Origin of the sequence: Pseudomonas sp. OST1909, from assembly GCF_015277575.1 — a bacterium.
Classification (GTDB): domain Bacteria; phylum Pseudomonadota; class Gammaproteobacteria; order Pseudomonadales; family Pseudomonadaceae; genus Aquipseudomonas; species Aquipseudomonas synxantha_A.
The window spans coordinates 2,471,728-2,494,592 of sequence record NZ_CP063780.1; the positions used below are offsets into that span (position 1 = coordinate 2,471,728).

Here is a 22,865-nt window from a genome sequence, read left to right on the forward strand (position 1 = left end):
CATTAACAGCCGCACACTTTTGCGATCACAGGACTAGGTTCGACGTGAAAAAACTCGCCCTCCACAACAATAAAATCTCCCGCTGGGCGCCTCTCGCCCTGGCTATTGCAGTCAGCATCGCGCTGCCTGCCGCACAGGCTGGCGAAGGCATTCATATTCGCGCCCAGCCCCTGGGCGCAGCCTTGAGCCAACTGGGCCAGCAGACCTCCCTGCAAGTGTTCTTCAGCCCCGACATGGTCGCCGGCAAGCAAGCCCCAGCAGTGGATGGCAACCTCTCGCCTGAACAAGCCCTGCGCCAATTGTTGCAAGGCAGTGGGCTGGATTACCAGATCGACGCAGGCTCCGTAACCTTGCGCACGCTGAGCGCCGGCACTGGCGAAGCTGGCTCGCCGCTGGAACTGGGCGTCACCGACATCAAGGTGGTGGGCGACTGGCTCGGCGATGCCGATGCCGCCGTGGTGCAAAACCATGCGGGTGCACGCACGGTGGTGCGCCGCGAAGCCATGGTGGAGCAGGGCGCGATGAACGTCGGTGACGTATTGCGCCGCGTGCCTGGCGTGCAGGTACAGGAATCCAACGGCACCGGGGGCAGCGATATTTCCCTCAACGTCGGTGTACGCGGCTTGACCTCACGCCTGTCGCCACGCTCGACCGTGCTGATTGACGGCGTACCGGCAGCCTTCGCCCCGTACGGCCAACCGCAACTGTCGATGGCGCCCATTTCCGCCGGTAACCTGGACAGCATCGACGTCGTGCGTGGTGCCGGGTCCGTGCGCTATGGCCCACAGAACGTCGGAGGTGTGATCAATTTCGTGACCCGCGCCATCCCGGAAAAATTCTCCGGGGAAGTCGGCACCACCCTGCAAACGTCCGCCCACGGTGGCTGGAAGCACGTCGAAAATGCGTTTATCGGCGGCACCGCCGACAACGGCATCGGCGCCGCGTTGCTGTACTCCGGGGTCAATGGCAAAGGCTATCGCAACAGCAACAATTCCAACGATATTGACGATGTAATCTTCAAGACCCACTGGGCGCCGACTGATCAAGATGACTTCTCGCTCAACTTCCACTATTACGATGCCAGCGCCGACATGCCCGGTGGCCTGACCCAGAAGCAGTTTGACGCCAACCCGTACCAGTCGGTGCGCGACTGGGACAACTTCAGCGGCCGCCGCAAGGACGTGTCCTTCAAGTACATCCGCCAGATCGACGACCGTACCCAGGCTGAAGTGCTGACCTACTATTCCGACAGCTTCCGAGGCAGCAACATCGCCAACCGCGATCTGAAAACCCTCAGTTCCTACCCACGCACCTACTACACCTTCGGCATCGAGCCACGGGTGTCTCATGTGTTCGATGTGGGCCCCAGCACGCAGGAAGTCAGCGTTGGCTACCGCTATTTGAAGGAAGGCATGCATGAGCAGGCCACCAGCTTGAACCTGGTCAACAACGTACCCACGCCAGGTGGGCAGAACGACGGCCACGTTTATCAAGACCGCACCGGCGGCACCGAAGCCAGCGCGTTCTACATCGACAACAAAATCGACATCGGCCAGTGGACCATCACGCCGGGCATCCGCTTTGAAGACATCCGCACCGAATGGCATGACCGCCCGGTCGTGGCCCTGAACGGCAAGCGTACCGAGGAAAAACGCCGCGAGATTCACAACAATGAACCGCTACCGGCCCTGAGCGTGATGTACCACGTCAGCGACGCATGGAAACTGTTCGCCAACTATGAAACCTCCTTCGGCAGCTTGCAGTATTTCCAGTTGGGGCAGGGCGGTACCGGCAACCAGACCGCCAACGGTCTGAACCCGGAAAAAGCCAAGACCTACGAGATCGGGACGCGCTACAACGACAGCATCTGGGGCGGCGAAGTGACGCTGTTCTACATCGACTTCTCGGATGAACTGCAATACGTCAGCAATGACGTAGGCTGGACCAACCTCGGCGCCACCAAGCACGCTGGTATCGAAGCGTCGGCCCACTACGACCTGTCCAATCTTGACCCGCGCCTCGACGGCCTGACCGCCAACGCCGGCTTTACCTACACCAAGGCCACCTCCGAGGGCGACGTACCGTTCAAGGGCCGCGATCTGCCGCTGTATTCCCGTGAAGTGGCGACCCTGGGCCTGCGTTACGATGTCAACCACTGGACGCACAACCTGGACGTCTATGCCCAGTCTGGCCAGCGTGCGCCAGGCACCGGCACCACCTATATCACTCAAGGCACCGCTGACGGCCAGTACGGTGATATTCCGGGCTATGTTTCGGTCAACGTGCGCAGCGGTTATGACTTCGGCGCGCAACTGTCGAACCTGAAACTTGGCGTGGGGGTGAAAAATCTCTTCGACCAGCAACATTACACGCGCTCCAGCGACAACAACGCCGGGATATACCTGGGCGAGCCACGCACGTTCTTCGTACAGGCAAGCGTTGGATTCTGATCTTCGATGGATGGCAAAAATCGCAGCCCAAGGGTTGCGATTTTTTTTGCCTGCGCCAGGCGTAACGCAAGCCTGCCTGATGTGTTTCCTACACCGCCAAAGCACATACTGTTGCTGCGTCAGGAACTGTTTCCGACACAAAACCACACATGGGAAAGCTGATGGGCTTCGACACTGTGTTGGAGCGACAAGCTGAAAATCGCGCCTACTGCAATGGAGAAACCTATGTCGGTATCGATGGATACATCCGTCTCTGCTTCAAAAACGCCAGACCTTTCACAAGTCACTGGCAAGGCCGTCGTCAAACACACTCGCGAGGCCCCTGCTGCGCCTTCTTTCAATGATCAGCGAGCTGCCCATGTCAACTTCCCGAGCGCGGAAAACAAGGCCGGGCCGGTGTTCGATCACCATCAGCCGGCAACAACCGCGGCTGATGTGCTTGGCCATCAACACAACCCTCCCGGGCTGCATCACTTACTGAGCCAACTCAAGCGCTGGCTCAGTCATTGGTTCCTGGGGCATCGGCCGCCCATGCATCCGGGCTGCAGCAACCCGCCGCCAAGGCCCAACCCCGGGGCAAGCAATCCACCGCCGCGCCCCGACCCTACCGCAGGGGGTAGGCCTTATCCGGTCGCCCCCGGCAGGCCGGACCCGCAATACTCATTAAAGAGTAACGAAGAGTTGGCGCAGCAATTGCGCGACAGTTTCAACGCGTTTAGAGATCCAAATAACCCTGGGTCTATCAGCGTTGACAGCATTCTTGCGATGGCGAAACGAGGATGGTCACCTAACCCGGTCATGAGGGAAAACACCCGCTTGGCCAATGAGCTGCTGCGACGTCCGGAACTGATGGCGGCGCTTGACCGGGACGGTCGCACCGGTGCGTTGAATGATCTTATTGATTGGAAAAGCCTGAACGCGGTTATCCAGGGAGATAACTACTTCAAGTACAAGACTGACAAGGAATTGGCCGCTGAAATGCTCGAGCATTTCGATGAACTCAAGGATGGGAGCGGCGGGCCACACCTGAAATTCAAAGACTTGAGGAAACTTGCAAGTCAGGAGCTCACGGGCGATGCAGCCAAGGATCACCTGATCCAATTGGCCCAGGCAGTCATGAAACGGGGCGACCTGCTCAAACTGATGGATAACCTCGTCAGTGCCGACGGTGATGGAAAGATCCGTCGCAAAGCATTGGCCTTACTGTCGCAATAACCCACTTTCAGGCGCTGCGCTGCGAAAACGGCGCCTGATTAAATTATTTAAGGAACGGCTTACGCTTATTTGCCACATAGGTGGTAACTGCGGTGGTGCATCGGCCCACCGCTTTTCAGATTTCGCCTGAGGGAAAACACATGACTTCAACTTCGTTTAATTCCTCCCAATCCTGCCGCCTTGAACTTCTGCAAAACAACCAGCAAGTAAAACCTTCGCTCTCCGACAAGGGCGGAGTATCAGAAGGTATGCCCACTGCAGCGCAGGAATATGTGGCCCAAGCCCGCCGCATGAAAGCGTTTGCCGGCGAGCGAAAATTTCAGGCGCCCGTTGCGGATGATTTTTCCCGGGGCATGTTGGCTGACCGCCAGGTTCCAGTGGCCCGCGCCGATTCACTGAAAAGCACCGGGCTGATCAATAGCCTGACGACGTGGTGGCGTAGTCGAAAGTCAGGTTGATGCTGCCTCGCCTGGGCTTTTACATATTGTCATTGGTATTCGCTACTCATCCGGAACTGCCGTCTCCCTCCAACCACACATGAGGTGCTTGTCCGAGTGGAATCCATTCGTTGATCTTGTCATTCCGACACAGGTCACCAAGCGGATATGCATCTGAATAGAGTTGGAGAAAACCCATGAAAATCGAGGGTGTACTACCTCCCGGTCGGCCTCTCGCCCCTGGCGGATCAGCCGCGCGAGCAACGTCGCTATCACCGGTCACTTGGCAGGAAGCCTCTTGCGTGTCGGAGCGAGGAATCTCTCGCCAGCCCACTCTTTTGCGCGGAACGTTATCCGCTCTAAGTCATCGAGACCTGCAGAACTTCCCCGCTGAACGGGCGAGCAGTTCCTTGCCGGGTGAAACTTCAACGGACAAGCAATTGGCAAAGGCCCTTGAAAAAGCCTTTGGTCTGTTGCACCCCTTCCTTAATGAGGGGCGCTTGACCTGGATGTCATTGCAGCGGATCGCCGCTCAACCCATGGGTGAAAACGAGGCACTGGACGGCGTCATTCAGGTCGTCAGGGAAATTCTCAAGCGTGCGCGGTTAAGCGACACCATCTTCAGCCGCGACGGCGATATCACGCGTGACAGCCTCAGTGCGGCAGCCCAGGCTTTGCATGGCAACAGCTCGGCGAGTGTGTTCAGCCAGGATCCGTTTCATACCCATGGCAACGCGCAAGTGGTGCAAGCGCTGCAAAGCCAGTTTGAACAGTTGAGAGACAAGACAATGGATCGCACCTTCCTGTTCGAACAACACCAGTACGTTGAGATTGCCAAGCTCAAGGCGGTCATGCAGGACCCTTACGAAGTTGATCAGCAGGGCAGCCCTGTACTGGACACGTCTACCGGCATGCCCAGGCCCCAATACAGTGAGTTGTGTGTCTACACGGCGAAGAACATTTTCGAACGCCCAGGTTTGCTGCCCTCATTGGAACGTGCCAACGGCACGCGACTGTTTGGGCCCCCCCACAAAGAGGGGTGGCTGAGCAACAAAAGCCTCGAGCGCTGGCGGGAGCAGGACGATGCTCGCAAAGCGCGCTGACTTATACCTTGAGGATTTTGCCGCTGATGGCCACGGCCGCCAGCAACACTGCTATCAATACAAAGGCGGTGCTCAGGCTGCTGCCATGGGCGATAAAACCGATCACCGCAGGGCCGGCGAGAATGCCGGCATAACCGAGCGTGGTGATGGCCGGCACCGCAATATGCTCCGGCATGACCTTTTGTTTGCCGACGGCGGTATACAGCACCGGCACGATATTCGAACACCCGGCACCCACCAATGCGTATCCAAGCAATGCAGTTTCCCAGGCGGGTAATAGCGTCGCGATGAGCAGGCCGACACACGCCAAGGTGCCCCCGATCACGATCACTCGCGTTGCCCCCAGGCGTCGGACAATGGCATCACCGGTCAAACGCCCAGCGGTCATGGTCAAGGCAAATGCCGCGTAGCCAAGGCCGGCGTAAGCTTCATCCAGGCCGCGCTCGGCACTGAGGAATACAGCACTCCAATCCAGCACGGCACCTTCGGCCAGGAACACGATGAAACACAGGCAACCGATAAACAACACCACTCCATGTGGCACCGCAAACGCCGGGCCGGAGCTTTCACTGCCATAAGGCAGGAGGTGCGGTGCGGCCTTGAGCAGCGCCACAACCATGATAACCACTACTACCAGCGTCGCCTCAAGTGGCGACAGGCCCAGGCCCAGCAACCCGGCAACCCCCGCTGCGCCGACGATGCCCCCCAGGCTGAACAAACCATGGAAGCCCGACATCATGGTTTTACCACTGGCGCGCTCGACAATCACCGCTTGCAGATTGACGGTGGAATCCACGGTGCCCAAGCCCGCGCCGAACAGGAACAACCCTGCGATCAACAACGGGATCGAACTGACCGTGGCCAGCATCGGCAGGGCCAGGCAGATCATGAGCGTCCCCGCGGTCAGCACGCGACGGCAGCCGTAGCGCGATGCCAAGGCGCCTGCTGCCGGCATCGCGATGATCGAGCCAACTCCCAGGCACAACAGCAGCAGGCCAAGCGTGCCTTCATTCAGATCGGCGCGCGCTTTGGCATACGGCACCAACGGCGCCCAGGCGGCGATACCGAAGCCAGCGATAAAGAAAGCGATGCGCGTCGACATCTGCTCCAGCCGCCCGGGAATTACGGGCGCAGGGGTGGGGATGGCAGTCATGAAAAGTCCTTGGTTTTGCGTTCATCGAGCGATGTTCAGTGTTACATCCTTGCACATCAGGCCCTCTGGAGCGAGCCGGGTTCCCTCCGCGTTCGGGATTAAAAATACGGATTGAGAAAATTATTTTTTTACAGGGCCGGAACGCTTTGGTGGCTGATAACCACACAGGAGTGATTGAACCTGTAGGCGGTGGTCTGGAAGGTGCGTAATCCTCGTGAGGGTGGCTGAACCCCAGGTTTCTTGCGACGGATTACCACTTTCCAGTCCACTTCCCACAGGTTGGAGGTTCTGTAATACGCTTCCCCTGTCCGATAACGTTGGTGGGCAGATGTCAGCTGTTTCTTCTGAACTTGGTTATTCAGATATAAACTCGCGTAAGAGTTTTCTTGTTGTTCTTAGATGGCTCATTGGCTGTATGTCTTGCTTTATAAGCGACACTTCCATCTTCGGTGTACGAAACTTCTTTTTTATTGGGTAAGCGCCGAAAAGCGCGGGAAATCGCTAAGCTTTAGGCTGTTCAGGTGCTTTTTTTCGCAATCCATCAGGTATTGGCGAGGGGGAGTCGTTCAGTTGAAAAGTTGATGGCGGGTAACAAAGGATGGTTAACGCGTTTGTTTCGTCACGTTTCAAATTGGTTCTTCCAGGCATAACCACAGACTTTCAGGTAGTGGCATTCAAAGGCACTGAAGCCCTCGATCAGCCTTACTTCATACATGTGCAACTGGTCAGCGAAGACCCTTCCTTCGATTTGGAGGCGCTTCTTCATCAACCCGCCTATCTGGACTTTGGCGAAGCGGAGCAGGGGCTGCATGGGCAGGTCTACGCCATCGGTCGAGATGACCCTGGCGTGCGGCTCACCCGTTATCACCTGACCCTCGCCCCGCGCCTGGCCTGCCTTGCCCATCGTCGCGACCAGCGGATATTCCAGCAACGCAGCGTGCCGCAGATCATTGCAACGGTCCTTGAACACCACGGGATCCTTGCCGACGCCTATGCCTTCGAGCTTGGACCGGTGGTGTATCCACCGCGGGTGTTTTGCGTGCAGTACAGGGAATCCGACCTGCACTTTATACAGCGGCTGTGTGAAGAGGAGGGTATTCACTACCATTTTCGCCACAGCGTGGATAACCATCTGCTGGTATTCGGTGACGACCAGACGGTATTTCGACGGCTGGCGGTGCAGCGTTATTGCTCGTCGGGTGATCCGGCGCTCGAGGCCCGGGTGGTCCAGCGCTTCGACCGGCGTTTGCAAGCACGCAGTCAGCGAACCGTGCGTCGAGACTATGACTTTGAGCATCCTTCGTTTTGCCTGCAAGAACAGGCCGGTGCCAAAACGGCAGAACCATGGGAAGACTATGAATGCCCCGGTGGTTTCACCGGCCGTGCCCGGGGGGCGCAACTGGCGCGACGTGGCCTGGAGCGCCATCAGCGTGATCGCCATCGGGTGTTGGGCAAAAGCGATCAACCCGCGTTACGCAGTGGTCACTTTCTTGAACTGTGCGGTCACCCGGATCCAGCCTGCAATGACTTATGGTTGCTGACGTCGGTGCGTCATGAGGGCTGCCAGCCGCAGGTGTTGGAAGAGTCGGCATTCGAGGCCAGCGGGTTTCAGGGCTATCGCAACCGATTCACTGCAACCCCCTGGCGCGCAGTACATCGCCCGGCCCTCAAGCACCCCAAGCCGACGATCAGTAGCAGCCAGACCGCAACGGTAACCGGGCCCGTTGGAGAGGACGTGCATTGCGATGCCTATGGCCGGGTGAAGGTGCGCTTTCATTGGGATCGCCTGGACAAAAACGACGATACGAGCAGCTGTTGGCTGCGGGTGACTTCGGGCTGGGCCGGTGACGGATTTGGCGCGCTGGTCATTCCCAGGGTAGGCATGGAAGTGCTGGTGAGCTTCCTGGAAGGCGACCCGGACCAACCTTTGGTCAACGGCTGTTTGCCCAATGCGTTGCACTTGCCGGCTTACCCCTTGCCACAGCACAAGACACGCACGGTACTGCGCAGCCGTAGTTCCCCAGGCGGTAGCGGTGGCAATGAGCTGCATCTGGAAGACCGCAGTGGCGAAGAGCTCATCTACCTGCGCGCCCAGCGTGATCTGGAACAACGGGTGGGGCATGACAGCCGCCTGGAAGTGGCAGGGGAACGGCATGAAGTCATTCGGGGAACCAGTACGGTTCGGTTGGAAAGTGAGGAGCGTCGCCATGTTCTTGGTGCTCGCAAGGTTGTGCTCGAGGCGCACGACCACCTCGACGTACAGGGCGATAGCCTGACCCGTGTTGCTCAGACCCTGGTGATCGAAGCCGGACAACAGGTTCATCTCAAGGCTGGTGCCAACCTGGTGATTGATGCGGGTGCGCAACTGAGCCTGAAGGCTGGCGGAGAGCACCTGCTGATTCAGGCCGGCGGTATTTTCAGCAGCCGGCCCATCATCCTGGGCGGTTCACCGTCCGCAACGCGCTCGGTAACGCCCCCGCCAGTTGCCGGCGCGCAAATTTCTGCAGCGCAAGGCGTCATCATGGATTTGGCTAAAAAACTGGGTGCGGACTTTTGCCCGCTGTGCGAATGCTGCCGCGAAGGTCAGTACGATATTGCGGGGAGGGCAGCTTGATGGACAGTCTGGTCACTCGATGGATGGCCCGACAGCAGCAACAAGGCTACCACCTATGCCTGATGCTTGAGGGGAGTCATGAGGCTAGCCAACCGCTGCTGGCAGGGCGCGATCTGTCGCGTTATTGCAACCTCTACAGCGAGACCGATGCGGCGCAGTTGGCGAGTTCTGGCCCGCTGATCCTATTGCTGGAACAAATGAACGAGCCCGCACTGATCGACCTGCTGCAACATCCCGAGTCGAACTGGGGATGGCTCTTTAGCCTATCCGCTGCCGACTTGGCGGGTGCAACGCGACATTGGCGCGACAGGCTGCTGGTGGGGCCGACGGGGCAGCGGGCGCTCTATCGTATTCACGACAACCGCACCCTGGCCCGCGCCTTGCTCCATCTATCAAAGGAGCACTGGCCGGTCTATCTCGGGCCGCTGGTCAGCGTGTGCTATTGGCATGAAGGGCGCTGGCACCAAAGCGAAAACCCTGCTCCGGGCGATTACTCGGCACCGGATCCAGCGCCCTGGCTGGATACGCCAAACCCACAGGCCGAAGCCATCCTGCACGCCAATATCCTGCGTTATCTGCTCGCGGAGCACAGTGAGGACCTGGCGGCATTGGTCGAATTCCAGGACCCCAGGGTCTGGCTCAGCCAAATACTGGAACAGGCGCGGACCTGGCAATGGCGCAGCCCCGAGCAGTTGGCGTTCCTGGTGGTGCGCCGGTTGGAAGAGACGATCCGAAGCAGCGTTATTCATTGGCCGCCTCGGGCTGGGGAAACACCTGAAGTGCATTTTGAACGGGTCGTGGAGCAGTGGCACAGGGAGGTGGAAAACGATGAATAGGTGGATGGCAGCGGTGTTGCTTGTTCTTGGGGGGGCGGGGATTCCGGGGTGCGCGGGGCGGGTGGTGGATAGTTTTACATTGGAGGTGGATTTGCCGGCGCAATTCAGCCTTGTTGGCGATGCGTCATACACACCAGCATCGGGAGAAATGTGCGAGCTGACCCGGCGAGGCGGTAAACGTCCGAATCTGAAGATATTCAAGGCTGCCAGCAAGTCAGTGGCAAATAGAGTGAGTTTTGATGTGCCATTAACACAACAGGTGGAAGGCTGCCCGCTTGTTTTACGCAAACTTGTGTTTGCAATTAATGCGACGTGGGGCACGCGCTGGTCGGATATCGGGCGGGATTATGCGGCTATCTATTTTCTGGATAATCAAGGACCTGGCATATTTTCAGTGCTTGGTACTCGGCCTCAAGAGCTCCCTGGGCAATGCCAATGGTTATTTCGTACTGTTGGCCCTGAACATGCCGTTATCAAGGTGCTTCGATGTAATTCGTTGAATGCAAGTGGACAGCCCACGAAGGTACGAGCCGGCGGACATGTTTCTCGTAGCGGATTGTCCGGGAAGACATTGAGAATGGTGCTTGCATTAACCGAAGATGAGTTGCCAGCCGTGGAGGATAACTGGGTAAAAGTGTCGGGTGGCTGGAAGCGCTGCAAGGGCGAAAGTCAGGAGGATATGTTTGCATTTTGTCGTGGCAATGTCTCTGACTTCAAGGCTTTCAAAATGCCAGATGGGCGCCTTTGCAGTATTTATCCGACCTGTGATTAATAAGGAGGAAACTCATGGAACACGATGCATGGAAGCAGCAGTTCTTCAACGACAGGATGCCTGCTTGCCCATTGAAAGGGCATTGGTTGACGTTTTGCTTAGTGGATGAAACCGGGAGTGGTAAGGGTTATGGGGGGCTGCCTTACACAATCTATGATGGTGCGGGGCAACAGTACAGAGGTCGGTTGAACGGGGAGGGTTTCGCCAGAGTGGCGGATTTTTCCTGTGGCCCCGTAATCCTTGTGATGGAGGAGCGGTATTCGGGACAGGAGGAGCTTTATCAGTCGCTGATGTCGCGATCCTTTTACGCTTTGCCTATCACTGAGCTTCAAGTACGTGCCGAGCAAACACATTTTCTTGTTAGCCACGATCAGCATGGCGAAAATAATCCTGCACGGCAGAATGCAGATCATTTTTATCAAGTTGAAGTGAGTGATCTGGTTCGACATAGCGCTCACCTGCCGCCACGATCGTCGCAAACCCGCCACCCAAGGCGGCATGTGCAAAAATTGATGGCAGACCTTGGGTTTGGGCCTCCAGAACTATCTTCCAATGGATTGGTACTGTTTCCCAAGAGGTTTACGGTGTTGGAGGTTCGTCCTCTGCGAGCGTTACGCCCCGCCATTTCAATACATGATCAATTTTGTGCTTTAAATCTTTACCAATTGGCTTTAATGGCTACATTAAGTTACTGCGAGTTTGGTCAAGAACCCTCGACAGCGCCTGAGGATAAGGTCAGCTTTCCACTGGATCCAAGTATCGGAAATTTATTTGTCGAATACCTGTCTTGCTACAAGGAAGCGTGGAGATTCGACTCAGAGCAAGTACAGCGTTTTTTCCCAGTGTATGAAGAGGTGGCCTATTCACGTCGATTTGAGATTTTGCCTTTTGATCCCGCGTTGTACGGACAGGGTGACACCTTGGGTAGTCCTGAACACCCAGAGCGACTTCATTTTTTTAACGATGTTGAGTCTGGTACGGATACTCAAGCATTCATCTGTCATCACAATGAGGTTGTTCTCATCGCTGTGCGTGGCACGGCTAGCGGCGCCGACGTCTTGCGTGATGCGGATGCCCATCAGGTCTCCCTTGTTGAGGGTGTTGGTAAAGCGCATCTCGGGTTTTATCAAGCGTTTCGGGCCATGCAAAATTTCATACTCGGTTATCTTGCTAGGTTTCACACCGGCCAGCGCATTGTAATTTGCGGCCACAGCCTTGGCGGCGCCATTGCATTGCTGTTGGCCGAAGGACTGCGCCGAACGCCGGACGCCCACTACAACATCCTCCTTTACACCTATGGGGCGCCCCGTGCCGCTGACTCCGAATTCACTGCCGGCGCTTCATCACTGGTCCACCACCGCATCGTCAATCACAACGACCCCGTGCCTAGTGTCCCCGCCCCGTGGATGAACACCACCGCCAAACTCTGGATACCCGGGGCCATCACGTTATTCAGTGCTCCTGCACCCGGTGGCCTGTTGTTCGCCGCCGGGTTGGTGCGCATGGGGGGCAACCCCTATCAACATCATGGTGAACAACATCACTTCATGCCGATCACGCTCCCGGACGGCACCCATTCTTCGGTGTTATGGAAGCCGGGCTGTGAGTCCATCGAAGAGGCAGGTTGTAATCGCGCATTGCAACTGCAGGGCGACATGCCCGACCGAGACAATCTATTGAGGCAGCTTTTTCAGTCCGGTCAACACTTCATGACCACCAGCTACATCCCCGCGGCCTGGGCTACATTGCGCCGCTGGCAACAAACCCTGGATAGCCAAGGCCCCTTGGTGACTCCAAGGGAGTTTGAGCTGCTCGACCAGGCGCTTGAGGACATGCGCGCGCAACTGCGGGCCAAACGGCGTGAGTTCGCCCATCGACGCCCTGCCAATGATCGCAGCCATGAAACCAGCGATGCCTTGAACGCCGAGATCGACCGTTTACATACCAGTCGCGAGCGTCTGGCCAGCCTGCGCTGGCGCCGCCTTCAAGCCCGCGATGTCTACGGCAGTCATGCGGGGGCCGCGCACCTGCAAGCCAGCCTCAAACGCTGGTTCAGCCACCGTGAGAATCGCGAGCCTGCTCAATTTGCCAGCATCCCACCGCCTTCCCACGATGATCTGGCAAGGGCGCAAACACTGGATATCGACTCCATCGTCTAGCCACCGGGTTACATAAACTCCACCTGTGCCGGTTGCCGCTTCATCAGCACCTTGCCGTTGCGGATCGAGTACAGGGGCAGGCCCTGGCTACGAATGACTTCGTAGTCGCTGTCGGCCGACAGGATCAGCAGGTTGGCAGGGCGGCCGGCTTCCAGACCATAGCGGTCACCCAGGGCCATGGCCTTGGCACTGTTGTCGGTGACCAGGTCCAGCGCGCTTTGCAGGTTGCGGTAGCCGAGCATATGGCAGATGTGCAGGCCGGCTTCCAGCACGCGCAGGATGTTGCCGTTACCCAACGGGTACCAGGGATCGACGATGGAGTCCTGGCCGAAACACACGTTCATGCCGGCCTCGAGCAACTCGTTGACACGGGTGACGCCGCGGCGTTTCGGGAAGCTGTCGAAGCGGCCTTGCAGGTGGATGCTTTCTGTGGGGCAAGACACAAAGCTGATGCCGGAATGCCCCAGCAGGCGAAACAGTTTGGCGCAGTACGCGTTGTCGTAGGAGCCCATGGCCGTGGTGTGGCTGGCGGTGACGCGGGTGCCCATGTCGCGGCTGCGGGCTTCTTCGGCAAGTACTTCGAGAAAGCGTGAGTGAGGGTCATCGGTTTCGTCACAATGCACGTCCACCAGGCAACCGGTGCGTTCGGCCAGGTCCATGAGGAACTTCACCGAACTGACCCCTTGATCGCGGGTGTATTCGAAGTGGGGGATGCCGCCGATTACGTCGGCGCCCAGGCGAATGGCTTCCTCCATCAACTCGCGGCCATTGCGGAACGACTCGATGCCCTCCTGGGGGAAGGCAACAATTTGCAGGTCGATCAGGTGCGTGCTTTCTTCACGCACTTGCAGCATGGCTTTGAGCGCGGTGAGGTCCGGGTCGGTGACGTCGACATGGGTGCGCACATGCTGGATACCATGAGCGGCGAGGGCCTGGATGGTTTTTTTGGCCCGGGCCTTGGTGTCTTCCTGGGTAATGGTGGCCTTGCGCTCCCCCCAGCACTCGATCCCCTCGAACAGCGTACCGCTCATGTTCCAGCGCGGTTCGCCGGCAGTGAGCGTGGCATCAAGGTGGATGTGGGGTTCGACGAAAGGCGGTATCACCAGGTTGCCGGCGGCGTCCAGATCGCCGGCCGCGAGCGTGGGCACGCTGGTTTGCGCAGTAATACTGGCGATCCGGCCGTGTTCCAGGTGCAGATCATGCAAGCCTTCACGGTTGCGCAGGCGGGCATTGATGATGTGCATGGTCAAGTTCCTCTTGGCTAAAAACAATCAGGCAGGCAGCCGCCGGATCCTCAAGGCGATACCGATGCCCCGGCGGTCATGATGCGTAGTATGGCGCTGAGCAACACGTAGGTCAGCGATGCGGCAACAATTCCCACCAGCGGCGCGACCCATGGCGAATTGAACGCCAGTACGGTACCCACCCCATACGCTACCAGACCTGGCCAGTTGAATGCCGGCAGGCGAGCATCCGCCAGACGCGGGTATTGGCCGCCATAACGATAGAAGAAGTCCGCCATGATCACCCCGCCAATCGGCGGGATCACGGTGCCCAGCAGGATCAGGTAGGGCACCAGCAGGTCGTACATGCCAAGCAAGGCGAGCAGGGTGCCGATTACTGCACCGGCCAGGGTCACTGTTTTGCGGCGCTGGGTGCGCAGCAGGTTGCAACCGGCGACGGCGAAGTTGTAGATGGTGTTGTCCTGGGTGCTCCAGATATTGAGCAGCAACATCGCCATCGCGGCCATGGCGAAACCTTGCAGCAGTAAAACCTCTACCACATCCGGTTGCTGATAGACGATGGCGCCATAGGCGCCGATCAGCACCATCAGGCCATTGCCGATAAAAAAGCCGATCAGGCTGGCCAGCACCGCGACCTTGGCCGAGCGCGAAAACCGCGTCCAGTTGGTGGCCTGGGTCGCACCGCTGACGAAGGTGCCGAACACCAGGGTAATCGCCGTGGACAAGTCCAACTCTGCGGTCGGCACCACCGCCAGCAGCCCCGGTAGCCCGCCGACTTTCACCGTGGCGACCCACATCGACAGGATCAACAATAACCCCATTGCAGGCACTGCGACCCAGGACAGGATTTCCAGCCCGCGATACCCCACATAGGCGGTCGCGCAGAACAATAAGCCAAACACCATCATCAACCCCAGCACACTGCCTGGGCTCAGCTGGAAATACTTGCCCAATACTACGGCCGCCGTGGCAGTGCCCCAGGCATACCAGCCGATCTGGGTAAAACCGAGGATCAAGTCGCTGAGCTTGCTGCCCACTTCGCCAAAACAGAAACGCCCCATCAACACCGAATTCAGGCCACTCTTGAACGCGATGTAACCCAGGCCTGCGGCATAGATACCCAACAACAGGTTACCCAGGGCCACGACGCCGAGCATGTCGATGAAACTGAACGCCACCCCCAGCTTGCCGCCGGCAAACATGGTTGCGGTAAAAAAGGTAAAACCCAGCAACACCATGGCCGTGGACGCAAGGCCTTTGCGCGCATGCAGGGGGACTTCGCTGAGGGGGTAATCGTTGCCAGGTGGTTGCTGCGTCATGGGGGCTGCTCCCTGAGTGGTGACGCAGCTCGTTTGCATCGTGCGTGCCAACGCAGAGGCGGGTAGATATCAGCTAGCGCAAGCAAGCCCCTTCAAGTTACCCCAGCCCAATCCGGTGCAGAAGCAGTGCAGCGGTGAGCCAAACTGGCTCAGTCGAACAGCGTCTGCGTGGTCTCACCCCGATGAAACGCAAAGGCCGCCTCAAGATCACCTTCAATCGTGCGCCCGCGAGACAGGGGCGGCAGATCATCCAGTGTAAAAAACCCGACTTCGGTGGTTTCAAAACCTGCCATGGGCGCGAGTTGGTCCACCCGGTCACACAGGAAGTACAACTTGTAGAAATCCCTCACATCCGGCCGGTACAAGCCCTTGGCTTTGTGCGTCACGCTGTATAACGCCCTTGCGGTGACCGTCAGCCCGGCTTCTTCGCGGATTTCCTTGATAATGTTCTCGGCCGCCGACAAACCGATGTCGGCATAACCACCCGGTAATGCCCAGCAGCCATCCGTCGATTCCCGTACCAGCAAAATCCGCTCACCTTCGATCACTGCACCGCGCACATCGACCATCGGCGTCGAATATCTCTGGGCAAAATCCGAGACCAGGCCGTTGATACGCTCCAGCGGCACGCTGCCCAACTGCGCCAGCATGGTGTGGGCGATCAGGGCAATTTCTTCCAGACGTTCGCGCTCGAAATCATCGGTGCAGAAATGCAGCCCCGTGGAAGCCAGTGCCTGCAAGCGCTTGGCGTGGGCCAGCCAGGTGTTTTCCATCACGTTCTCCTGTAGGCATTTCCAAAAAAAACCACCCGTAGGTGGTTTTCGACACGCTACCGCTTACTCGCCGCGATAGATGCAGCCGCTGGTGCAAGTTTCATGGATGCGGATTGCACTGAGCTCCGGCAGCAGAGGTTTCAATTCATTCCAGATCCACTTGGCCAGCACTTCGCTGGTGGGGTTTTCCAGGCCGGGGATGTCATTGAGGTAGTTGTGGTCGAGGCGCTCATAGAGCGGCTTGAAAATCGCCTTGATCTCCGAGAAGTCGCGAATCCAGCCGGTATGGGGATCCAGGTCGCCGCTCAGGTGGATGGCCACCTTGAACGAATGCCCATGCAGGCGCCCGCATTTATGGCCTTCCGGTACGTGGGGCAGGCGGTGGGCGGATTCGAATGTAAATTCCTTGAAGATTTCCACAGTGTTTTCAGCTCGGTCAGGTGTCTGGCAGGCGGCGAGTTTAACAGTTTGATCAACCCTTGCGCATACCGCCCCTCGCCAGGGTCAAAGGGCTTGCAAGTGTTCGCCCAATTTGCCGTTATCTGCCAATGCCAGGAACTCGTCCCCCAGCCGCCGGCTCTCGCTCATCGCGGTTTGCCAATATTTGTTGCGGCTCGGGTCGTCGCCCATAAAGCGCTTGAAGTCACTACGGTCTGGCAGTTTGCCGTGGGGCAGGCGGGCCAGGTAGTCCCTGGATGGCGCCAGCAACAATACATCCTGCAAGCCTTGCGGGTTGCTGCGTCGCCACGGCAGGCCCTTGTCGAACCAGCCGGGGATGACTCGATCGGTGAAGTGCGGGTACAGCACGATGTCATCGCCGAGATAGGGTAGGTCGAGGTGGTAGTCCAGCAGGCCGCCGTCGCGGTAGGTGCCGGCCCCGGCGCCGGGCAGGTCGCGCACGCCTTGCATGACCATGGGGATTGAGCCGGATGCCAGTAGCGCCTGGCGCAGGTTGCCCAGTTCCAGGTCGATGAAGCGCGAGGCAAAGTCCTTGAGCGGATGTACCGGCGGCGCCTGGCGCGGGTCGTGGATGATCAGCCGCTCGAAATGCCGCGACAGCCGGGCGCGGCCCCGCAGGTTATCGGCAATCACCGACGACAAGCCCAGCCCCAGCCGCCCACGGTGGTCATCGGCAAGCAGCCCGTGGCTCTTGACCACCATGATGTTCAGCCGGTAGTCGGGGTTGTTCAGTACCTGCGCATCACGGCCGGCCAGCAGGTCATCGAGCATCCGTTGGCAGCTCTGACTGACTTCGGCCATGGTCACGTCCTTGGCAAAGCGCTGCTCGTTATACAAGCGGCCCAGGTCCAGCAAGCCCTGCACCGGGTCGGGCAGGCAGGCGCTGGCAAACCGCCACGAACCAATGGAGGCGCCGATCAGCGCGCGTTCCCTTGGTGCGCGCGGCAACCAGTCACCGAACAGCGCCAAGTCCAGCCCTTGGATACCCAGGGCCTTGGGGCCACCGGCCGCACCGGGGAGGATACCCACGTCGGCAGGCGCAAGTCCCTGTTCGCGAATGCGGCTGAACGCACGTTTGCCTGCCTTGAGGGTCAAGGCAGGGAACTTGATGTGGATGGCAGTCATACCGGTCTCTGGTGAGGCAAGCGGGGCATTATAGAAAATCTCGCTGGCAGTGGGGAAAAGGGTCCGCTCGGAAATTGCCATGGTGGCAATTCAGTTTCAGTTAAGTTGCGACAGGTACCGTGACCGGCGTAGGAAAACATCATGTAACGGAGACTTATCATGAAGCGCCTCACTGTTCTGGGCGCCGCCGCTATCATCATCGTTACGGCGACCCAAGCCGCCGCCGCGGACCCTGACAAGCCACTGATCGTGCCCGCCACTGTTACTATTGTCGCTTTCGATCAATTGGAAGCCACGGCCCTGGCCCTTCACCCCGGTTCGACGCTACTGGACACCGACCTGGATGAGGAATACGGCAAGTACGTCTACGAAGTCGAGCTGCAAGATGCCGACGGCATTGAATGGGACGTTGAATTGAACGCGCTCACCGGGCAGGTTCTCAAGAATCATCAGGATACGTAATGAAGGTAAATTTACGCGTCGGCAGTCGAGTGGCGCTGGTGCTCATGATTTTTTGCTCCAGCCTGGCGGCCCGCGACCTCAACCAGGATGAAGCCCTGGCCCTGCGCCAGCAGGGCGTGATTCTGCCGCTGGAACAGCTGCTGCACCAAGCCATGGCGCGTTATCCCGGCTCGCGGCTGCTGGAGGCCGAGCTGGAAAAGAAACACGGGCAATACGCCTATGAAGTGGAATTGGTGACCACCGAAGGCGTGGTACGCGAGATCAAGCTGGACGCGACCAATGGTGTGCTGATCAAAGATGAGGAAGACTGATGCGCCTGCTTCTGGTGGAAGACAACGTACCCCTGGCCGACGAACTGCTGGCCGGCCTGCAGCGCCAGGGCTATGCGGTCGACTGGCTGGCCGATGGCCGCGACGCCGTGTATCAAGGGCGCAGCGAGCCGTATGACCTGATCATCCTTGACCTTGGCCTGCCTGGCTTGCCCGGGCTTGAGGTGCTGGCGCAATGGCGCGCCGCCGCGCTGGCCATCCCGGTGCTGATCCTCACCGCCCGCGATTCCTGGGCCGAGCGTATCGAAGGGCTCAAGGCCGGAGCCGATGATTACCTGAGCAAACCCTTTCACCCCGAAGAACTGTACCTGCGCATCCAGGCGCTGTTACGCCGCTCCCACGGCCAAGCCAACCAGCCAACGCTGCAAGCTGCCGGCCTGCATCTGGATGAAGGTCGCCAGTGTGTACTGCGCGATGGCGCCGAGATCCAACTGACGGCCGCTGAATTTCGCTTGCTGCGCTATTTCATGCTGCACCCCGAACAGATTCTGTCCAAAAGCCATCTGGCCGAGCATTTATATGACGGCGAGACCGAGCGTGACTCCAATGTACTGGAGGTCCATGTCAACCATCTGCGCCGCAAACTGGGGCGCAGCGTCATCGAAACCCGGCGCGGCCAGGGCTACCGATTTGGCGCCACCCCGGCATGAAGTCGATCCAGCGGCGCCTGAGCCTGGGGTTGATCAGCGTGATGGTGATCGTCGGCGTGGTACTGGCGCAGACCAGCCTCTTGCTGTTCGAAGCAGGCTTGCAGCGCTACCTGGAGGCGGGCTTGCGCAACGACAGCGAGAACCTGCTGGTGGCGCTGGTGCGCGGGCCCAACGGCGTCCAGTTGGATGAACAGCGCCTGTCACCGGCTTATCAGCGGCCGTTCTCCGGGCATTATTTTCGTATCGACTTTGCCGATGTCCATTGGCGCTCTCGTTCACTGTGGGATCAGGAGCTGCCCAGGCTCCCGGAGGCGGGGCTCAAGGGCAACCTGCAATTGGGCCCGGAAGGTCAGCAGTTGTTGGTGTTGCGCTCGGACTACAAGCGCTTTGGCAAGTTGATTTCCATCAGCGTGGCGCAGGACTACACACCCGTGCGGGAAAGCTTTCGCCTGATGCGTCAGGTGGGCCTGGTGGTGGGGGTGGTGGCGCTGCTGCTGGTGCTGGTGCTGCAACGGGTCACCGTGCGTCGCGCCTTGCGCCCGCTGGAGACGGCGCGTAACCAGATCGCTCAACTGCAGCAAGGCCAGCGCTCCCAACTCGACACTCAGGTGCCGCAGGAACTGGAACCGCTGGTGGCGCAAATCAACCATTTGCTGGCCCACACTGAAGACAGCCTCAAGCGCTCACGCAATGCCCTCGGCAACCTGGGCCATGCGCTGAAAACCCCTATGGCGGTGCTGTTGAGCGCAGCCTCCAGTGATGCGCTCAAGGATCATCCGCAGTTGAGCCAGTTGTTGCGCGAGCAACTGGAACAGGTGCAGCAGCGCCTCAATCGCGAGCTTAACCGTGCCCGCCTGGCGGGCGATGCGCTGCCGGGTGCGCTGTTTGACTGTGAAAAGGAACTGCCCGGTTTGTTGGCCACCCTGCGCATGATCCATGGTGAGCACCTGGACCTCGCCTATCAGGTCGCGCCGGGTCTGCATTTGCCCTGGGACCGTGAAGACCTGTTGGAACTGCTGGGCAACCTGTTGGACAACGCCTGCAAGTGGGCGGATGCCGAGGTGCGCTTGAGCGTCAGCGAGACGCCCCGGGGCTACCTGTTGGCGGTGGAGGACGACGGTCCGGGCATTCCTCAGGCCCAGCGCGACCAGGTATTCAGTCGCGGCGCACGCCTGGATGAGCAGAGGGTCGGCCATGGCCTGGGATTGGGGATCGTGCGGGACATCGTTGAGGTGTGGGGCGGGGTGTTGCAGTTGCAGGAAAGTGAGCTGGGTGGGCTCAAGGTATTGATCGAGCTACCACGCCGCTAGCACTGACCCACCCCAGTTCAAAAATGTGGGAGTTGGCTTGCCTGCGATAGCACCGACTCGGTTTGCCTGAAATACCGAGGTGTTGCATCGCGGGCAAGCCCGGCTCCCACAGAAAAGCCTGGCTGCATTCAGACCCGAAACTGATCCATCAAACCCTGCTGCTGGTTGGCCAGGCTGTTCAACGCCTGGCTGACCCGCGCCGATTCATTGGCCTGTTCCGACAGCGACTCGGTCACATCGCGAATGGTCGCCACGTTGTTGTTGATCTCTTCGGCCACCGCGCTTTGCTCTTCGGCGGCGCTGGCGATCTGCAGGTTCATGTCGCTGATCACCGTGACCGCGTTGCCAATCTGGCGCAAGGCTGTGACGGCCTGGCCGACTTGTTCGACGCTGCCTTGGGCCTGGCGATAGCTGTTGCCCATGGAGCTGACCACGTCGGTAGTACCGTTTTGCAATTGTTCGATCACCACGCGGGTTTCTTCCACCGACTCCTGGGTGCGTCGTGCCAGGTTGCGCACTTCGTCGGCGACCACCGCAAAACCTCGCCCGGCCTCGCCGGCACGGGCGGCTTCGATGGCGGCGTTAAGCGCCAACAGGTTGGTCTGCTCGGCGATGCCACGAATCACTTCGAGCACCGAGCCGATCTTCTCGCTGTTAGCGGCCAAGCCTTCCACCTGGGTCATGGCGGTGCTCATATCGGCGGCCAGGTCACCAATGTTGGCGGTGGTGCGGTCTATGACGGTCAAGCCTTCGCGCGTCGCCTGGTCGGCATCCTTCGCAGCTTGGGCCGCCTGAGCGGCACTGCGGGCGACGTCCTGGGCGGTGGCGCTCATTTCATGGGACGCGGTGGCCACCTGATCCACCTGGCGATACTGCTGTTCCATGCCGGCACTGGTCTGCGTAGCAATCTCGGCAGACTGGTCGGCGGTGCCGCGGGCGTCCTGCACCGAGCGTTTGACTTCGGCAATGATCGGTTGCAGCTTGTCGAGGAAACGGTTGAACCAGCCAGCCAATTGGCCCAGTTCGTCCTGTTTGCTGTAAGCCAGGCGCCGGGTCAGGTCGCCTTCGCCGCTGGCGATGTCTTCGAGCATATGCGCCACGCCAAGGATCGGCCGAGTCACACTGCGCGCCATCAGCCACACCAGCACCAAGCCAACCACAGCGGCCAGCAGGCCCAGGCCCAGTTCCAACAGGGTGCCCTTGGCATTGTCAGCATCCAGCTGGGTTTTCAGCGCCTCGGCGGGGGCTACCAGAACTTTTCCCGGTACATCCAGCAATACGCCCCACGACTTGCCCCCTGGGATCGGCGCAAACGGCGCCAGCACCTTGAGTTGCTGTTCGGTGCGCAGGCTATGGGTCTGGGTGCTGTTGGCCAAGGCTCTGACCAACTGCGCGCCGCTGGCGGTGTCGACCTGCTCCAGACGCTGGCTGAGTTTGCTCGCGTCCGGGCTGTAGCCAGCCAGCAAACCGGTGGGGCTGAGGATGCTGACTTGGGTCTGGCCGTCGTACAGCTTCTGGCTGGCCTGTTGGCTCACGGCCTGCAAGCTGTTGAGGTTGATGTCCACCGACAGTGAGGCAATGACTTTGCCATTGACCATCAGCGGGAACACGATGCTGGTCATCAGCACGTTCTGACCGTCGATCACATAGAAATAGGGTTCGATCACACACGGCTTGAGGGTCGTGCGCGGGCAGGTGAACCAGGCGTTGGCTTTTTCACCGCTGGGGCTAATGGAGGTGTCGGTCATGTCGCTTTCAGGCAGCGCCATCGAAGTGATTTTGCCGGGTGTGGGTTGCGACCAGTAAAGGGCGAACCGGCCCTTGTCATTACTGCCCAGTTCCGCCTGGTTGGCAAATAGCTCGTCTTTGCCATCCAGCGCATTGGCTTCGAATACCAGGGACAAACCCAGCAGGTCGGGGTTGGCCTGTAAGGCGGCCTTGACCTGGCGGGTCAGGTCTTCACGGGTGTCGAAGGCATCGAGAAAGCGTTTCTCCGCCTGTTCGCGCAAAAACAGTACCTGGCGGGAAAACCCATGGCCGTACTGGTAGGCATCCATGAACTGCTGACGAATGCCCAATGCCTGCACTTCACCTTGGGCCTCAATGCGCGCCTGGGCGGCTTCGTCGAGCATCTTCATGCTGGACGCCTTGACCTGCTCCGAGCTCTGCGCCATGCGATACAGCGACAGACCCACCAGCAGGGTCACGATCCCCAGCAGGCACAGGCCCGCCAGCAGGGTGATTTTCCATTGAATGGAGAGCTGCCTGAGCGACATCGGGACATCCTTACCTGAAAGCACATGGAAACAGCTTATCGGCCGGCGCCCGTGGTTCTTTATTCAAACGGCCCATTTAAACCTCAAAGCGGCGTCGTTTTTTGACATGAGCGCCTGCCTGCTGCAAAGTGCGCGCCCTCTAATAAGACCTCTTTCAAGCCTGCACGCCGGCAGCTGTT

The 22,865-nt window shown here is 59.2% G+C and carries 19 protein-coding genes; 12 read left to right on the forward strand and 7 right to left on the reverse strand.

Annotated features, from left to right (window positions below):
- The first annotated feature begins 44 nt into the window (after window positions 1-44).
- From IH404_RS10950 to IH404_RS10965, 4 genes are all read left to right on the forward strand, one after another.
- The gene (locus IH404_RS10950) at window positions 45-2,450 is read left to right on the forward strand and encodes a TonB-dependent receptor (RefSeq protein ID WP_194440401.1); all 2,406 of its coding nucleotides are present in this window, start codon (window positions 45-47) and stop codon (window positions 2,448-2,450) included.
- Window positions 2,451-2,675: 225 nt separating this feature from the next.
- A complete protein-coding gene (locus IH404_RS10955) occupies window positions 2,676-3,665 on the forward strand; it encodes a hypothetical protein (protein WP_005786832.1) in 990 nt (329 codons plus the stop codon).
- A 140-nt stretch (window positions 3,666-3,805) separates the two neighbouring features.
- Window positions 3,806-4,123 (forward strand): hypothetical protein, encoded by a 318-nt coding sequence (locus tag IH404_RS27835; protein WP_005786834.1) that lies wholly within the window; start codon window positions 3,806-3,808, stop codon window positions 4,121-4,123.
- Between the two features lie 419 nt (window positions 4,124-4,542).
- Window positions 4,543-5,205: a type III secretion effector protein gene (locus IH404_RS10965; RefSeq protein ID WP_232289413.1), complete on the forward strand. Its 663-nt coding sequence runs from the start codon at window positions 4,543-4,545 to the stop codon at window positions 5,203-5,205.
- Between the two features lies 1 nt (window position 5,206).
- Here IH404_RS10965 and IH404_RS10970 read toward each other — a convergent pair whose 3' ends face one another.
- Window positions 5,207-6,358 (reverse strand): MFS transporter, encoded by a 1,152-nt coding sequence (locus IH404_RS10970; RefSeq protein WP_005786838.1) that lies wholly within the window; start codon window positions 6,356-6,358, stop codon window positions 5,207-5,209.
- Between the two features lie 598 nt (window positions 6,359-6,956).
- Here IH404_RS10970 and tssI point away from each other — a divergent pair.
- The 4 genes from tssI to IH404_RS10990 are packed head-to-tail and all read left to right on the forward strand — an operon-like array spanning window position 6,957 to window position 12,739.
- Window positions 6,957-8,972, forward strand: a complete 2,016-nt coding sequence (gene tssI / locus IH404_RS10975) for a type VI secretion system tip protein TssI/VgrG (protein WP_005786841.1) — start codon at window positions 6,957-6,959, stop codon at window positions 8,970-8,972.
- Window positions 8,972-9,808, forward strand: a complete 837-nt coding sequence (locus IH404_RS10980; RefSeq protein ID WP_005786844.1) for a DUF4123 domain-containing protein — start codon at window positions 8,972-8,974, stop codon at window positions 9,806-9,808. Before tssI ends, IH404_RS10980 begins: the two co-directional genes overlap by 1 nt.
- Window positions 9,801-10,580 carry a hypothetical protein gene (locus IH404_RS10985; protein ID WP_005786846.1) on the forward strand — a complete coding sequence of 260 codons (780 nt, stop codon included), beginning with the start codon at window positions 9,801-9,803 and terminating at the stop codon, window positions 10,578-10,580. The genes IH404_RS10980 and IH404_RS10985 overlap by 8 nt, the downstream gene beginning before the upstream one ends.
- Window positions 10,581-10,594: 14 nt before the next feature.
- Entirely contained in the window at window positions 10,595-12,739 is a 2,145-nt protein-coding gene (locus IH404_RS10990) for a lipase family protein (protein WP_005786848.1), read from the forward strand.
- Between the two features lie 8 nt (window positions 12,740-12,747).
- Here the strand turns inward: IH404_RS10990 and codA are convergent, their stop codons facing one another.
- The 5 genes from codA to IH404_RS11015 all read right to left on the reverse strand — a co-directional run bounded on the left by codA (window position 12,748) and on the right by IH404_RS11015 (window position 17,659).
- Window positions 12,748-13,983, reverse strand: a complete 1,236-nt coding sequence (gene codA, locus IH404_RS10995; protein WP_032876831.1) for a cytosine deaminase — start codon at window positions 13,981-13,983, stop codon at window positions 12,748-12,750.
- A 50-nt stretch (window positions 13,984-14,033) separates the two neighbouring features.
- On the reverse strand, window positions 14,034-15,302 hold the full coding sequence (gene codB, locus IH404_RS11000; RefSeq protein ID WP_194440403.1) for a cytosine permease: 1,269 nt from the start codon (window positions 15,300-15,302) through the stop codon (window positions 14,034-14,036).
- A 149-nt stretch (window positions 15,303-15,451) separates the two neighbouring features.
- Window positions 15,452-16,075, reverse strand: a complete 624-nt coding sequence (locus IH404_RS11005; RefSeq protein ID WP_005786854.1) for an NUDIX hydrolase — start codon at window positions 16,073-16,075, stop codon at window positions 15,452-15,454.
- Window positions 16,076-16,138: 63 nt separating this feature from the next.
- Complete coding sequence (queD, locus tag IH404_RS11010; protein ID WP_003190259.1) at window positions 16,139-16,495, reverse strand: 6-carboxytetrahydropterin synthase QueD; 357 nt, start codon at window positions 16,493-16,495, stop codon at window positions 16,139-16,141.
- Window positions 16,496-16,579: 84 nt separating this feature from the next.
- On the reverse strand, window positions 16,580-17,659 hold the full coding sequence (locus tag IH404_RS11015) for a patatin-like phospholipase family protein (protein WP_194440404.1): 1,080 nt from the start codon (window positions 17,657-17,659) through the stop codon (window positions 16,580-16,582).
- Between the two features lie 159 nt (window positions 17,660-17,818).
- Between IH404_RS11015 and IH404_RS11020 the strand changes: the two genes are divergently transcribed.
- From IH404_RS11020 to IH404_RS11035, 4 genes are read left to right on the forward strand one after another with little or no spacing between them, the layout of a single operon-like run.
- Window positions 17,819-18,121, forward strand: coding sequence for a PepSY domain-containing protein (locus IH404_RS11020; protein ID WP_005786863.1), 303 nt, complete (start codon window positions 17,819-17,821; stop codon window positions 18,119-18,121).
- A complete protein-coding gene (locus tag IH404_RS11025) occupies window positions 18,121-18,432 on the forward strand; it encodes a PepSY domain-containing protein (RefSeq protein WP_005786865.1) in 312 nt (103 codons plus the stop codon). The genes IH404_RS11020 and IH404_RS11025 overlap by 1 nt, the downstream gene beginning before the upstream one ends.
- Window positions 18,432-19,100, forward strand: a complete 669-nt coding sequence (locus IH404_RS11030; RefSeq protein WP_005786867.1) for a response regulator transcription factor — start codon at window positions 18,432-18,434, stop codon at window positions 19,098-19,100. The genes IH404_RS11025 and IH404_RS11030 overlap by 1 nt, the downstream gene beginning before the upstream one ends.
- Complete coding sequence (locus tag IH404_RS11035; protein WP_005786869.1) at window positions 19,097-20,410, forward strand: sensor histidine kinase; 1,314 nt, start codon at window positions 19,097-19,099, stop codon at window positions 20,408-20,410. Before IH404_RS11030 ends, IH404_RS11035 begins: the two co-directional genes overlap by 4 nt.
- A 128-nt stretch (window positions 20,411-20,538) precedes the next feature.
- On the opposite strand, the gene IH404_RS11040 is transcribed toward IH404_RS11035, so the two are convergent.
- The gene (locus IH404_RS11040) at window positions 20,539-22,686 is read right to left on the reverse strand and encodes a methyl-accepting chemotaxis protein (protein WP_194440405.1); all 2,148 of its coding nucleotides are present in this window, start codon (window positions 22,684-22,686) and stop codon (window positions 20,539-20,541) included.
- Window positions 22,687-22,865: the final 179 nt, after the last annotated feature.